The sequence below is a fragment of the Chitinophaga sp. SYP-B3965 genome (assembly GCF_009647655.1).
Taxonomy (GTDB): Bacteria; Bacteroidota; Bacteroidia; order Chitinophagales; family Chitinophagaceae; genus Chitinophaga.
Genome location: NZ_WJFD01000003.1, coordinates 138320 through 152954 on the forward strand (window position 1 = coordinate 138320; position 14635 = coordinate 152954).

Annotated in this window: 13 protein-coding genes, 1 tRNA gene and 1 riboswitch; of the genes, 2 read left to right on the forward strand and 12 right to left on the reverse strand. The window is 45.7% G+C overall.

The features are described from left to right. Positions 1–47: 47 nt before the first annotated feature. The 6 genes from GFS24_RS18345 to GFS24_RS18370 all read right to left on the reverse strand — a co-directional run bounded on the left by GFS24_RS18345 (position 48) and on the right by GFS24_RS18370 (position 5885). A complete protein-coding gene (locus tag GFS24_RS18345) occupies positions 48–797 on the reverse strand; it encodes a succinate dehydrogenase/fumarate reductase iron-sulfur subunit (protein WP_153661877.1) in 750 nt (249 codons plus the stop codon). A 34-nt stretch (positions 798–831) separates the two neighbouring features. Next, positions 832–2805 carry a fumarate reductase/succinate dehydrogenase flavoprotein subunit gene (locus GFS24_RS18350; RefSeq protein WP_153661879.1) on the reverse strand — a complete coding sequence of 658 codons (1974 nt, stop codon included), beginning with the start codon at positions 2803–2805 and terminating at the stop codon, positions 832–834. Between the two features lie 14 nt (positions 2806–2819). Continuing rightward, positions 2820–3503, reverse strand: a complete 684-nt coding sequence (locus tag GFS24_RS18355; RefSeq protein WP_153661881.1) for a succinate dehydrogenase cytochrome b subunit — start codon at positions 3501–3503, stop codon at positions 2820–2822. Between the two features lie 104 nt (positions 3504–3607). After that, a complete protein-coding gene (locus tag GFS24_RS18360) occupies positions 3608–4171 on the reverse strand; it encodes a hypothetical protein (protein ID WP_153661883.1) in 564 nt (187 codons plus the stop codon). Positions 4172–4215: 44 nt separating this feature from the next. After that, a complete protein-coding gene (gene murQ, locus GFS24_RS18365) occupies positions 4216–5028 on the reverse strand; it encodes an N-acetylmuramic acid 6-phosphate etherase (protein ID WP_153661885.1) in 813 nt (270 codons plus the stop codon). Between the two features lie 8 nt (positions 5029–5036). Beyond that, positions 5037–5885: an N-acetylglucosamine kinase gene (locus GFS24_RS18370; RefSeq protein ID WP_153661887.1), complete on the reverse strand. Its 849-nt coding sequence runs from the start codon at positions 5883–5885 to the stop codon at positions 5037–5039. Between the two features lie 113 nt (positions 5886–5998). On the opposite strand from GFS24_RS18370, the gene GFS24_RS18375 reads away from it, so the two are divergent. Further along, a complete protein-coding gene (locus tag GFS24_RS18375) occupies positions 5999–7603 on the forward strand; it encodes a S41 family peptidase (RefSeq protein WP_153661889.1) in 1605 nt (534 codons plus the stop codon). A 202-nt stretch (positions 7604–7805) separates the two neighbouring features. Here the strand turns inward: GFS24_RS18375 and GFS24_RS18380 are convergent, their stop codons facing one another. The 6 genes from GFS24_RS18380 to GFS24_RS18405 all read right to left on the reverse strand — a co-directional run bounded on the left by GFS24_RS18380 (position 7806) and on the right by GFS24_RS18405 (position 11842). Further along, positions 7806–8372 (reverse strand): hypothetical protein, encoded by a 567-nt coding sequence (locus tag GFS24_RS18380; protein ID WP_153661891.1) that lies wholly within the window; start codon positions 8370–8372, stop codon positions 7806–7808. A 98-nt stretch (positions 8373–8470) separates the two neighbouring features. After that, positions 8471–8686: a hypothetical protein gene (locus GFS24_RS18385; RefSeq protein ID WP_153661893.1), complete on the reverse strand. Its 216-nt coding sequence runs from the start codon at positions 8684–8686 to the stop codon at positions 8471–8473. An 82-nt stretch (positions 8687–8768) separates the two neighbouring features. Further along, positions 8769–10088, reverse strand: a complete 1320-nt coding sequence (der, locus tag GFS24_RS18390) for a ribosome biogenesis GTPase Der (RefSeq protein ID WP_153661895.1) — start codon at positions 10086–10088, stop codon at positions 8769–8771. Between the two features lie 21 nt (positions 10089–10109). Continuing rightward, entirely contained in the window at positions 10110–10982 is an 873-nt protein-coding gene (gene era, locus GFS24_RS18395) for a GTPase Era (protein WP_153661897.1), read from the reverse strand. Positions 10983–11209: 227 nt separating this feature from the next. Beyond that, a tRNA-Met gene (locus GFS24_RS18400) sits at positions 11210–11281 on the reverse strand. A gap of 180 nt (positions 11282–11461) precedes the next feature. Then, the gene (locus GFS24_RS18405; RefSeq protein ID WP_173003119.1) at positions 11462–11842 is read right to left on the reverse strand and encodes a single-stranded DNA-binding protein; all 381 of its coding nucleotides are present in this window, start codon (positions 11840–11842) and stop codon (positions 11462–11464) included. A gap of 188 nt (positions 11843–12030) precedes the next feature. Further along, positions 12031–12123, forward strand: a riboswitch (TPP riboswitch). Between the two features lie 92 nt (positions 12124–12215). On the opposite strand from GFS24_RS18405, the gene GFS24_RS18410 reads away from it, so the two are divergent. Then, positions 12216–14597: a TonB-dependent receptor gene (locus GFS24_RS18410; protein ID WP_153661901.1), complete on the forward strand. Its 2382-nt coding sequence runs from the start codon at positions 12216–12218 to the stop codon at positions 14595–14597. Positions 14598–14635 lie beyond the last annotated feature (38 nt).

The window sequence follows — 14635 nt, forward strand, 5'->3', positions numbered from 1 at the left end:
GACAGAGCGCCTTTTTTTGCTTAACCATATTGAAATTGTGATACAAATTATCCTTCTGAGGTCAAACCGGCTCCGATGAACTCACGGTTCAGGCGGGCAATGTTTGTGAGGGAAATGCCTTTCGGACATTCTGCTTCACAAGCGCCGGTGTTGGTGCAACTACCGAATCCTTCTTTATCCATCTGGGCTACCATGTCCATAGCACGTTGCTTACGTTCCGGATGCCCTTGTGGCAATAAGGCCAGTTGAGATACTTTAGCGGAAGTGAACAGCATGGCAGAAGAGTTCTTACAAGCTGCTACACAAGCACCGCAACCGATACAGGCTGCTGCTGCAAATGCGTTATCGGCATCAAATTTATCGATGGGAATAGCGTTGGCATCTACGGCGTTCCCTGTATTCACAGAGATGTAACCACCGGCCTGGATGATGCGGTCAAATGCTGAACGGTCTACCGTCAGGTCTTTGATCACGGGGAAAGCTTTTGCACGCCATGGTTCTACCACAATGGTATCTCCATCGTTGTATGCACGCATGTGCAGCTGGCAAGTAGTTGTTTCATCCCATGGACCATGTGCGCGGCCATTAATATACATAGAGCATGCACCACAAATACCTTCACGGCAATCGTGATCAAATGCAACCGGGTCTTTGCCTTCGTTGATCAAACGCTCATTCAGCACATCAAACAATTCCAGGAAAGACATATCCTTAGAAACATCCGAAACCTGGTAGGATTCGAACTTTCCTTTGTCCTTAGTGTTTTGTTGACGCCAAATTTTTAATGTGAGCTTCATAATAAAACGATTTATGTTTTCCTTATCAACTAACTTATTTGTAATTACGTTGGGTTGGTTTCACGATCTCGAAATCCAGGTGTTCTTTATGCAATTCAAAACTGCTGGGGCCTTTATATTCCCATGCTGCTACGAACTGGAAGTTTGCATCATCCCGTAAAGCTTCACCACCATCTTCCTGAGATTCTTCCCGGAAGTGACCACCACAGGATTCCCTTCTTTGCAGGGCATCCATACACATCAGTTCTCCCAGTTCAATGAAATCTGCCACACGGCCGGCTTTTTCCAGCTCAGGGTTGAATTCATCCTGGCTGCCGGGGATCCTTACGTTCTTCCAGAATTCTGCTTTGAGGGCTTGTATTTCAACGATCGCTTCTTTCAATCCTGCTTCGTTCCTGGCCATACCGCATTTATCCCACATGATCTTGCCGAGGGCTTTGTGGAAATGGTCTACGGAATGTTCTCCCTTGATGTTCATCAAAGTATCCAGTTGCGCCTGTACTGCTTTTTCTGTTTCAACGAAAGCAGGATGATCTAACGGAATAGGTTTGGTATGAATTTCATCTGCGAGATAATTACCAACAGTGTAAGGGATCACGAAGTAACCATCTGCAAGGCCCTGCATCAGTGCAGAAGCACCAAGGCGGTTAGCACCATGATCTGAGAAGTTGGCTTCTCCCAGTGCATACAAACCCGGTACTGTGGTCATCAGTTCATAATCCACCCAAAGGCCACCCATGGTATAGTGTACCGCAGGGTAGATACGCATGGGCATTTCATATGGATTCTCACCGGTGATCTTAGCGTACATATCAAACAGGTTACCGTATTTCTCGGCAACAACTGCTTTACCCCATTTAATGATCTCTTCTTCGCTGGCATGATCTAACCCTTTTTTGCTGGCTTCGATCTGACCATAACGGACAATAGCTTCTGCGTAATCCAGGTACACGGCCATTTTGGAAGTACCCACACCATAACCGGCATCACATCTTTCTTTTGCAGCGCGGGAAGCCACGTCACGGGGAACGAGGTTACCGAAGGCAGGATATCTCCTTTCCAGGTAATAATCTCTTTCCTCTTCAGGAATATCTACCGCTTTACGATTGTCGTCTTTTTTCTTGGGTACCCAGATGCGTCCGTCATTCCTTAATGATTCAGACATCAGCGTGAGCTTGCTCTGATGATCTCCGGAAACGGGAATGCAAGTTGGGTGAATTTGTGTGAAACATGGGTTACCGAAGTAAGCACCACGTTTGTGTGCTTTCCAGGCTGCTGTTACGTTAGAGCCCATGGCGTTGGTAGACAGATAGAACACGTTACCGTAACCACCGGTACAAAGTAATACAGCATGACCGAAATGTCTTTCCAGTTTACCGCTGATCAGATCGCGGGCAATGATACCGCGGGCTTTGCCATCCACAGTTACCACATCCAGCATTTCATGACGGCTGTACAATTTCACATTACCCAATGCTACCTGGCGTTGCAGCGCAGAATAAGCACCCAGCAATAATTGCTGACCGGTTTGGCCGGCAGCATAGAAAGTACGTTGTACCTGTGTACCACCGAAAGAACGGTTGCTGAGCAATCCGCCATATTCACGGGCGAAAGGAACACCTTGTGCCACACACTGGTCAATGATGGAAGCACTTACTTCCGCCAGGCGGTACACGTTACCTTCGCGGGCACGATAGTCACCACCTTTCACTGTATCATAAAACAAACGGAAAACAGAGTCACCGTCGTTCTGGTAATTCTTTGCAGCATTGATACCACCCTGTGCAGCAATACTGTGTGCACGGCGGGCGCTATCCTGAAAACAAAACGCTTTAACTTTATAACCCAGTTCAGCCAGTGCAGCAGCAGCAGAGGCACCAGCAAGGCCGGTTCCTACTATAATTACTTCCAGCTTACGTTTGTTAGCGGGATTCACCAGTTTAACGTGGCTTTTATAGTCTGCCCATTTAGCTTCCATTGGGCCTGCAGGAATTTTTGCGTTTAACATATATCCTAGCTTTATCAGATTTGTTTAATGAAAATAACTACAGGGATAGCAGCAAAACCAATTGGGATCAATACACCAAATAACCAAACCCCAATGAAATTGATGATACCATTGTACTTTTTGTGATTCAGGCCAAACGTCTGGCAGGCACTTTTAAAACCGTGGATCAGGTGGAAAGACAATGCGATCATACCGATCACATAAAGTGCCACGATCCATGATTCTTTAAAGGCAAACCAAACTACCTCATAGAGGTTGCCGGTTTCTTTACCATCATACATAGCCACGTTCATTTCCCCATAATGCATCCTCCACCAGAACTGAGCAAGGTGGATCACAATGAAGATAAGGAGAACGCTGCCCATGATAGCCATTTGGCGGCTGTACCAGGAAGACGTTTGATTACCGGGCCTTACCGCGTATTTAACGGGGCGTGCAGCTCTGTTACGGAAAGTAAGTTGAAGTGCCAGGACCAGGTGAATCACGATCACCACCTTTAATCCCCATGCAATGAACTGGATTAAGGGGTTATGACCCATGAAAGCCGCATATAAGTTGAAGGCTTCCCCTCCATCTTCTTTCAGCAACGAAAAGTTACCGGCCAGGTGCACGATCACGAACGAACACAGGAATAAACCGGTAGCACCTACCAGCAATTTTTTACCAATGGAGGTATTGAAGAATTGCGACCATTTCATAAGATACGTTCTAAGCTTCCTTTAGTATGAATAAATAAGTGAAATGTCGGGCAAATTTAATCGATGAAAAATTAAAACAAAATGATATTTATCACGAAAAAGCTTTATTCTAATCGCTTCATCATGCCATTATCTACCAGATTAAACAAGTGCTGTGGTAAAAAAGTTCGCCACTTGGGTTCATCCAGCAGGTGTACATAATTGTGCAGCCGGGCATTCTCGAACTCATCCCGGGTTTGCTGGGGGGTATTCAGGATCACTATCCAGCCGCCTTCATCACGGATATCCTCCCACCATTCCTCATAGTAGCAGTCGTCTGAGGAATAAAAATTGAGAACGTTCTCTGCTATGAATATGAATTTATAGATGCCCTGGGCGGTCATCAGGTCTATAATATCCCTTTTCAGGGTCATAACGTTATTCTCTACGGCATCATTCCATTCCCCTAACAGTTCTATGATAGCATAGTTAAACTGGTAATCCACGAACAGGATCTTCATGTAGAGGTTGGCCGCGCCAAAATCATCCCATTGGGGATGGATATAATAATTATATACGGTGTTGGAATACTCGAACTCACTGTACTCCCGCCCATAAAAAGGGGATAGTTCATCCTCTTCGGCTGTATATAAATGCCGCCAGTTATAGAATGGTTCTATGTCCTGCATGATCGTTCAAAAGCTGTTTATCGGAGGGCAATTTAGGGAATTTTTTATTGTCTGCTATCCACTGCTTTTTTTACGCTGCCGAACTCCAGCAGTAAGGTTTTAGCTGCATCGTAATCAGACAATTCCAATTCCTCCATGACCATTTTTACCCCGCGGTCCACCAGCTTTTCATTGCTCAGCTGCATGTTCACCATTTTGTTGTCCTCTACCCTGCCCAGCTGGATCATTACCGTTGTTGAGATCATGTTCAGTACCAGCTTTTGTGCCGTGCCACTTTTCATGCGGGTGCTGCCGGTTACAAATTCAGGGCCTACCACCACTTCTATAGGGAAATCTGCAAATTGAGATATCGGTGATTCCGGGTTGCAGCTGATGCTGCCGGTAATGATACCATGTTTCTGACAAGCTTCCAATGCCCCCAGTACATAAGGTGTGGTTCCACTGGCAGCAATGCCAACTACCACATCTTTATCGCTGATCGCCAGTTGCAGCAAGTCTCTCCAGCCCTGCTCCTTATCGTCTTCTGCATTCTCCACAGCTCTGCGGATAGCGGAATCCCCTCCTGCGATCAATCCAACAACCAGCCCTTGCGGCACACCATAAGTAGGTGGGCATTCTGAGGCATCCAGGATACCCAGGCGGCCACTGGTGCCGGCGCCCATATAGAACAAACGGCCTCCGGCCAGCATTTTATCTGCAATGGCGGAAGTGAGTTTAGCGATCTGTGGAATGGCTTTTTCAACGGCCAGGGGAACAGTTTTGTCTTCGCTATTAATATTGGTCAGTACTTCCTGGATGCTCATGGTTTCCAGGTGATGAAAGTTGCCTGCCTGCTCGGTTACTTTAGTAAATGCCATATCTGATTTTATTCCTCGTGATAAACAGACAGCCCGTCCATAGGATTCTTAAGGATCCTGCCCAGCTGTAATTCGTACAACTGGCACAGTTCTTCCAGGATATCCCGGAAATGCCATGCGATGCTTCCGGTGAAATGTAAAGGGCTCGTCCAGCTTTCGCTATATTTATAAATGTGTGTGAAGAAGAATTCATTCAATCCGTCTTCCAGTATGTTCTCAATCATATAATGCCCGCGGTTCTCTGCGAGAAAAGGGGTAAATGCAGCCAGGTAACGGTTTGGCAAGGGCTGGCGGTAAACGTTTTCCAGGATATCTGCCTGGGTAACGTTGAACTTCTGATCAAAGCGGAAACGCATTTCATCATCAAAGGTCTGATACAGGTAGTATTGCACTACTTTTTTCCCCAGGAAAGTACCACTTCCTTCATCCCCCAGGATATAACCCAGGCCTGGATTGTTTTTCACAATCTCCTTACCGTCATAATAGCAGGAATTGGAGCCGGTACCCAGGATACTGACTATTCCGCTCTTATTGCCACAAAGCGCACGGGCAGCTCCCATCAGGTCGTGATTCACTTCTACTTTGGCATGTGGCCATACCGCATGCAGGCTTTTATGTACCAGGTTCCTGTTGTGTTCTGTGCCGCAGCCCGTTCCATAAAAGAAAACGAGATCAGGTATTGTATCTCCCAGCTGTGATAACAGTTCCGCCCGTACGAGTTCCTCAATTTGCAAACCCGTGAGGAAATAAGGGCTCAGGCCCTGTGTAAAGAACGTGCGGCGTTCTTTACCGTCCATCAGGCACCATTCCGTTTTGGTTGATCCGCTATCCGCTACCAGCTTAACTTTAGAAGCCATATCCGATCGTTTATGAAATTAAAGAATAGATGATGATGTTTTGATAATGAATGTGCTATTTTTGTCACAAGTTAAGCAAAAGGGGTTTCCCTGTCAACGATTTAAAAATTCATATGTCGGACAATAGAAAGTTAAAAGTGTTCCTGCCGTTGTTATTTGCCCTGGTGTTAGCGCTGGGCATGTATCTGGGGCATAAGATGCCGGCCGCGCGTAACAGCGATTCCGCTATCTTTTTCTCCAATAAACGGGGATCATTGCAGGAGGTAATGGATCTTTTGAAATATAAATATGTGGACACGCTGGACCTTGGTGATGCGCAGGAAGAAGCCATTGAAGGATTACTCAGCCACCTGGACCCCCACTCTATTTATATTCCGCCGGCTAAAGTACAGGAAGTGAATGAGGACCTGGATGGTAATTTTGAAGGAATAGGTGTTGAATTCAACATTATCCGTGATACAGTGAACATCATGAACGTTATCGCCGGCGGCCCGTCTGATGTGGCTGGCGTACTTACCGGGGATAAGATCCTGGTAGTGAACGATACCGTTTCCGTAGCCGGTAAAAATATCACCAACGATAAGATCAGGAAATTACTGCGCGGGCCACGTGGCTCTGCCGTGAAAGCTACTATGTTACGTGGGGATAAGAAAGTGGATGTGATCATTAAAAGAGGGGTGATCCCTCTGTATAGTGTGGATGCTGCTTATATGACGGCTCCCGGTACCGGCTATATCAAGATAAATAAATTCTCTGCTACTACTTATACGGAGTTTGTTCAGGCGGTGCGTAAATTACAAAAGGAAGGCATGGAAAAGCTGATCATAGACCTTCGCCAGAATGGTGGTGGATTACTGGATGCAGCTACCCGTATAGCAGATGAACTGCTGGACGGTGATAAACTGATCGTTTACACCCAGGGCAAAAGCTCTCCCCGGCAGGATTACAAATGCAACAAACCGGGTTTATTTGAGAAAGGTGCACTTACCATCCTCGTGGATGAAGGTTCTGCTTCTGCCAGTGAAGTTTTATCCGGTGCTATCCAGGATTGGGATCGCGGAGAGATCATCGGACGCCGCACTTTTGGTAAAGGCCTGGTGCAGGAACCTTTCGACCTCAGTAATGGCGGCACTTTGCGCCTTACCATTGCACGTTACTATCTTCCTTCCGGCAGAAGTATCCAGAAAAGTTATCAGAACGGCCGTGAGGCTTATGAGGAAGATATCACCAACCGTTTCAATCATGGTGAGTTCCTGAACCGTGATAGCATCCGTCCTGTAGATACCATTAAATACACTACCAAAGGTGGTAAAACGGTTTATGCCGGCGGCGGGATCATGCCGGATGTATTCCTTCCTTTTGATACCACACGGTATTCTCCTTTACTAACGGAACTGTACACACGTAATATCTTTGGTGATTTTATCTATGAATATTATACCGCCAATGCGGCATCCTTTAAGCAATATAAAGATGCAGCGGCTTTCAATCGTCAATTCCAGGTGGATAATGGTTTGCTCAATGCATTCAAGACACATGCGGAACGTGCGAAAGTGAGTACGGCCCAGATGAATGCGAAGGATGAAGCGGAGATCCGGATAAGGATCAAGGCTTTGCTGGCAAGGCAGTTGTGGCGGAGTGAGGGGCTTTATATGGTAAGTAATGCAAGTGATCCGGTGATATTGAGGGCTATTGAAGAAGTAAAGAACTTGAAATAAATGAAAAGGGGTGTATCGTGAGATGCGCCCTTTTTTTTGTGCTGAGGGTTTGCCGCGCAGCAAAGGGCGGAGGTTTTTTTATTTTTTGGGAAAGGAGTTTTTATTTTTTGAAGAGGGTGGCTTTTGATGCTGTGATGGGTGGCTTCGGTTGCCGGGCGGAGTTTTTTATGATGTTTTTTTTCGAGTACAAAAAAAACAACCCTTATCGTTCCCTGCGCAACCGGGCCTTGTCTTCTTCAAATTCATGTTTCCTGTCGCGCAGTTCCTGCTCGAGTCCTCTCCTCGCTACCTTTTGTTCCTTCTTTGTTTTATATGTTCCCTGCTCGTATTCTTTCGTTCTTTGGATGACATCCTTGTCGTACTCCTTCTTCAATTCGACCAAGCCTGTTTCATATTCCATATCCTCCTGCAGGCCATCCATCTTCTTACTCAGCACATTCATTTTCTTCTCCATATCGGATACGGTAGCGGGATCTTTGATCACATTCTTCACCACTTCCATCATATCCAGCAGCACCGTTTTAAACTGTTTTTGCAGCGATTCTGAAATGCCGGTACCGGAGAAGGAGATCTGGCCGGGATCGAATTTATGGAAAGCCTGGAGCATACTATCCCTGCGGGGCTGGGAAAGCAACGCCAAACCATTGAGATCAGTGCCCGGGAATTGAAATTTGAATTCTTTATCAGGATGAGCAGGAGGTGTTTCTTGTGCCGTCGTAAATGACTGGAAACCACCCAGTAGTAAAAAGGTAATCAGGAGCTTTTTCATGCCAGCGGTTAAATTTGCTCCCATAAAACAATAGCTATGCCAAAAAAAAATCCTCCTGGTTTGCACCAGGAGGACCATATACTTTCTGTAAGCTTAGCTTAGTGCTTGTGAGCGCTATCAGCAGCCGGAGCTACTGCAGCAGAATCAACTGCAATAGCAGAAGAATCAGCAGTAACGATAGAATCAGCAACAGGAGCTGCGTTCAGAGCTGCAGAATCAGCAGATACTGTAGTTGAATCAGTAGATGGAGTTGAAGCATTGTTACAAGCAACAAACATACCGGTAGCGATAGCTAATACGAATAATTTTTTCATGTTGATTTTATGTTTTAAATCGCCGCAAAGTTATGCAAATTTCTTATTATACAAAATATAATTTTATATAATATGCGCTGAACTACTTCTTTCTAAAGAAGATTTTCAGTGGAACCCCCTGAAAATTAAAGTTTTCGCGCAGTTTATTCTCCAGATAGTTCCTGTAGGGCGTTTTTATATCGTCCGGCAGGTTAGCGAAGAATGCAAATGCAGGTGTGTAGGTCGGCAATTGCGTTACATATTTGATCTTGATAGGTGTACCCCTCACAACTGGTGGTTTGAATGCGTCAATAGCTTTCAGCATCACTTCGTTGAGTTTAGAGGTCTGGATCTTGCGGCTCCGGTTGTCATATACTTCCAGGGCCACTTCTATGGCTTTGAAAATACGTTGTTTCTCCGGTACGGAAGTGAAAACGATGGGCACATCACTAAAGGGTGCGATGCGTTCTTTCAGTTCCTTTTCGTAATCACGGGCGGAATTCGTGCCTTTATCTGCCACCAGATCCCATTTATTTACCAGGATCACCAGGCCTTTCCCTTTACGGGCGGCGAGACTGAAGATACTGATATCCTGTGCGGTGATGCCTTTTTCAGCATCCAGCAACAGCATACAGATATCTGCTTCATCGAGGGCCCTGATTGCACGGATCACGGAATAGAATTCAAGATCTTCGTGCACTTTATTCTTACGACGGATACCAGCGGTATCTATCAGTATAAATTCTTTCTGGAAGAGGTTATACCTGGTGTGAATGGTATCGCGGGTAGTACCGGCAATATCAGAAACAATGTTCCGTTCCTCTCCTACCAATGCATTCAGCAGGGATGATTTACCAACATTCGGCTGACCGATGATAGCGATCTTAGGAATCCCACTGTCCGGGCCCTGGGCCTGTTCATCGTCTTCCTTGATCAGGTCAGTTACTGCATCCAATAATTCACCGGTGCCGCTTCCGCTCATGGAAGAGAGGAAATGTAAGTGTTCAAAGCCCATACCATAGAACTCTGCTGCTTCCAGCTGGCGTTCATGGTTATCTACTTTATTCACTACCAGGAAAACAGGTTTATTGGAACGGCGCAGCAGATCTGCCACATCAGCATCCAGGTCTGTGATACCAGTGGTAACGTCACACATGAAGATCACCAGGTTGGATTCTTCCATGGCAATCTTTACCTGCTTGCGGATCTCGCGTTCGAATATATCTTCGCTTTTGGCAACAAAACCGCCAGTGTCGATCACGTTGAAGGTTTTGCCATTCCATTCAGCAATTCCGTACTGCCGGTCGCGGGTTACACCACTGGAATCATCTACGATGGCCTTCCGTTGCTCCAGCAAGCGGTTAAACAAAGTTGATTTTCCTACGTTTGGGCGGCCCACAATTGCTACTGTAAAACCAGGCATATTAGATTATTTAAATTGTCCTTAAATCAATCCGTATTCTTTCAGATACAGATCGTTGTCGCGCCATTTGGGACGCACCTTCACATGTAATTCCAGGAACACTTTACGATCCAGGAACTTTTCTATATCTATCCTTGCCTGGGAGCCTATTTCTTTGATAGACTTCCCTTTTTCGCCAAGGATAATACCCTTTTGTGTTTCGCGGGTAACGATGATCTCTGCGGAGATCTTGGTCAGTGTGTTCTTTTCTTCGAACTGTGTAACCAACACCGCCGTATGATACGGTATCTCTTCTTCGAAGAGTAAAAATATCTTTTCACGGATGATCTCTCCCACGAAGAAGCGGGTAGAACGATCTGTGAGTGTGTCTTCCGGGTAAAAAGGTTCGCTTTCAGGGAGGAATTCAATGATCTGTTTTAACAGTACATCGAGTCCTTTTTTCTGTAAAGCGGAAATGGTGATCACTGCTTTGGCTTTGCCCCATGTTTTGCAACGTTCTACCAATGCTTCCAGGGGTTCTTTTTCCAGCACATCCATTTTATTGATCACCAGTACGCAGGTGGCTTTCAGCTTGAGGGAATCAAACATGGCCAGGCATTCTTCCACATTATCTTTTGCTTCCATCATCAGCAGGGCAACATCTGCATCTTCCAGTGCAGAGCGTACGGCGCCCATCATCTTCTCATGCATTTTGTACTTGGGATCAATGATACCGGGGGTATCGGAGAACACGATCTGGTAGCCTGGTTCCGTAACGATGGCCATGATCCTGTGCCTGGTGGTTTGCACCTTCGGGGTAACAATAGCCAGCTTTTCGCCCAACAGTGCGTTGAGCAAGGTACTTTTTCCGGCATTAGGCTTACCGAAGATGTTTACAAATCCAGCACGATGCATACGTTTCTATTTTTACGCGTGAACTGAAGAAAGTCAAAAAATGATGAGAAGCTTTAGCGACCTTTTTCAGGGTACGAGTGCAATTTAGTACAAATAAAAAAAGCCGAATTGCTTCGGCTTTTTAACTTTTTTTTGAAGTTTGGAGACTGTGATCTCTTTTACCTTTTCAGTAAGAATTAAAACTTTTTTCGCCGTTGGCGTTTTAAGCCTTCCTCTTTACTTTTCTGTAGCGAGGAGAGGATTCGAACCTCTGACCTTCGGGTTATGAGCCCGACGAGCTACCTCTGCTCTACCTCGCAATGTGGGTGCAAAGGTAATAGAATTTTAATACTCACCAAATCTTTTTTCATTCCTTTGTGAAAAAAATTCAGTTGTGTCCGCGAAGAGGCTTGCCTGTCGGGCGTTACAAAGGAGAGCTTTTTAGGCACAGCAAAATATGTGTGATAATTATACTATGAAAATCACAGCCGGGATCTGCCTTAAAATGGCAGATCATCCGCCGGAATTGCCACTTCCGGCTCCGGGGTTTTGCCATCATTTGTTCTGTACCCGCTCATCAATAACTTCAGGTCTGTGACCTTTAGTTTCAGGACGGCAGATACCCCTCCGGCATTGTTGTTATAGGTGTCCACAACAGGAACACCCTCCACGAATACATAAGTACCCTGGATCAGGTAAGGCCCCACAGCATTGGGGTACCACATGGCGCAATCTACCCAAACGGTCCGTTCAACTGATGCCCCCTGGACATTCTTGTACCTTTCGTTGTGAGCAACGCTAAAATTCAGGACTTGCTTTCCGTTCACCTCGTTCTGTACAGCGTTTTTGCCAAGGTGACCGATGATTTGAAGTTTGATCATTTGATAAATGATTGTTTCGGTTAACAAAAATTGTTTCTCAAAATGATCTCTGCTGAAAAAAAGTGGGGAGTAATATTCCTGGATTAACAGAATGAAGATAATGGAAAAAGTAATTCTGAAAAAAAATTTGTGCATAATTCCTGCTGTGTATCTACCTTTGCACCAGAAACCGATAAGCCCGGCTTATTCTTTTCACCTCGGGGTGCCTTACTATCAGGCTGAGATCACACCCGTTGAACCTGACCAGGTAATGCTGTTTAGGAAAGGTAAGTGACGTTTCCTTACCTGTTTTACGATAGTTTGACCATTGCAGCACACTGTGCCGCTATGGCTATGCATCATTTTGAAAAATTTTGAATAAACAGGATCTACGATGAAAAAATTCATGTTTTTAGCGTTGCTGTGTGTGTCTGTATTTACGCAGGCTGCCTTTGCACAGACGATTATCACTGGCGTTGTAACAGACAAAACATCCGGCAAACCGCTGGAAGGCGCCACCATCTCCATTTACAACGGCTCCAATACTTATACAAATACAAAAGGACAATACCGCCTCTCTGTTCCGGGACATGGCGCTTATACGCTGCAGGCCAGCTTTCTGGGCTTTACGACTATACAGCAGGTGATCAAAGTACAACAGAAAGAAACCGAATTTAACGTCTCCTTACAGGAAACCGGCCTCTTCGTAAAACCAGTGGAGATCTCCAGTTTACGCGCAGGCAGGAATGCTCCTTTCACCAAATCAGAACTGAGTAAAGAAGATATCGCGAAACAGAACCTGGGCCAGGACCTGCCACTGTTGCTGAATCAACTGCCCTCCGTAGTCACTAATTCTGATGCAGGCGCTGGTGTAGGGTATACCGGGATGCGGGTACGCGGCAGTGACATCACCCGTATAAACGTTACCATCAATGGTATCCCGGTGAACGATGCAGAATCTCAAGGCACCTTTTTCGTAAATATGCCTGACTTTGCTTCTTCTGTGAACAGCATCCAGTTACAACGTGGTGTAGGGACTTCTACTAATGGAGCCGGGGCTTTCGGGGCTTCGCTCAACCTCAGCACCAACCAGTTTTCTGATAAACCATATGCTGAAATTGATAACAGTTACGGCTCCTTCGATACCTGGAAACACACTGTAAAAGCCGGTAGCGGCCTGATCAACGGACATTTCACGGTAGATGCCCGTCTGTCCAAGATCTCTTCCAACGGGTATGTTGACAGAGCCGCATCAGATCTGCGCTCTTTTTATACCTCTGCTGCCTATATCTCTGAAAAAACAGCTATCCGCCTGAACGTGTTCTCCGGCAAGGAAAAAACCTACCAGGCATGGAACGGTGTTTCTAAAGAAACACTGGATACCAACAGAACATACAATACCAGTGGCACAGAAAAACCGGGCACTCCTTATGATAATGAAACGGATAACTATCAGCAGGATCATTACCAGTTGTTCTTCAACCACGCTATTCACAATAACCTGAACTTCAACATAGCCCTGCATTACACCCGTGGCCGCGGTTATTATGAGAATTACCTGGCGGGTGAAAGCTACCTGGATTATGGACTGGAAGAACCTATCATCAATGGCGCACCGGTTGCCACAACAGACCTGATCCGCCAACTCTGGCTGGATAATCATTTCTACGGTGGCATCTTCTCCATCAATCATAACGTTGGCAAATTTTCCTGGAGTGCAGGCGGTGGATGGAACCGTTATGATGGTAAACATTATGGCAAAGTGATCTGGGCTGAGAATGCCATTGAGAAAGACTATCGCTGGTATAACCTGAATTCTTTCAAAACTGATTTCAACATCTACTGGAAAGGCGAATACGCCATCACGGAAAAACTGAAAGCATTTGCTGATGTGCAATACCGTCATGTAACGTATGAACTGAACGGCTTCCGTAAGAACCCGGAGATCCGTCAAAAGAACCTGTATGATTTCTTCAATCCTAAAGGCGGGCTTACTTTCCAGCTGAATGACCAGCAACATCTCTATGCTTCTTATGCCATTGGTAATAAAGAACCTAACCGGGATGACTTTGAAGTAGGTTTACTGCAGGCACCTAAACACGAAACGCTGCGTAACCTGGAAGCGGGGTATGTACTGCGCAGTCAGAAAGGTGGTGTGCAGGCAAACGTGTATTACATGAACTATCGTAATCAGCTGGTCCTCACCGGCCAGATCAATGATGTAGGCGCATACGCCAGAGCCAATATCCCGAAAAGCTACCGCCTTGGGCTTGAGCTGGATGGGCATTACAACTTATGCTCCCAGCTTACCCTGGCAGGAAATATTGCTTTCAGCCGCAACCGCGTATTTGATTACACAGAGTTCCTGGACGATTGGGATAATGGCGGACAAAAACCTGTTACACACAAAGAATCTGATATCTCCTTCTCCCCTGACCTTGTGGCAGGATACACAGTTAGCTTCAAACCTTTTGCAGGCTTAGCGATTGACTGGGTTGGCAAATATGTGAGCCGCCAGTTCCTGGATAATTCTTCTGATGTAAATCGTACACTGGATGCATTCCTCGTGAATGATGTACGTTTCAATTACATTGTTCCGCAAAAGCTCTTTAAAGAATTAGGATTGCAACTGATGTTGAACAATATCTTCAATGAGAAGTATGAGCCGAATGGGTATACTTATGGTTACCTGGAAGGTGGGGAAGTGAAATCTTCCAATACCTATTTTCCAATGGCCGGATTTAACTTTATGGTAGGTGTCAGGATTGGGTTGTAAGCATCTTATAAAAAAAGCCCCGCTATGTTCTAGCGGGG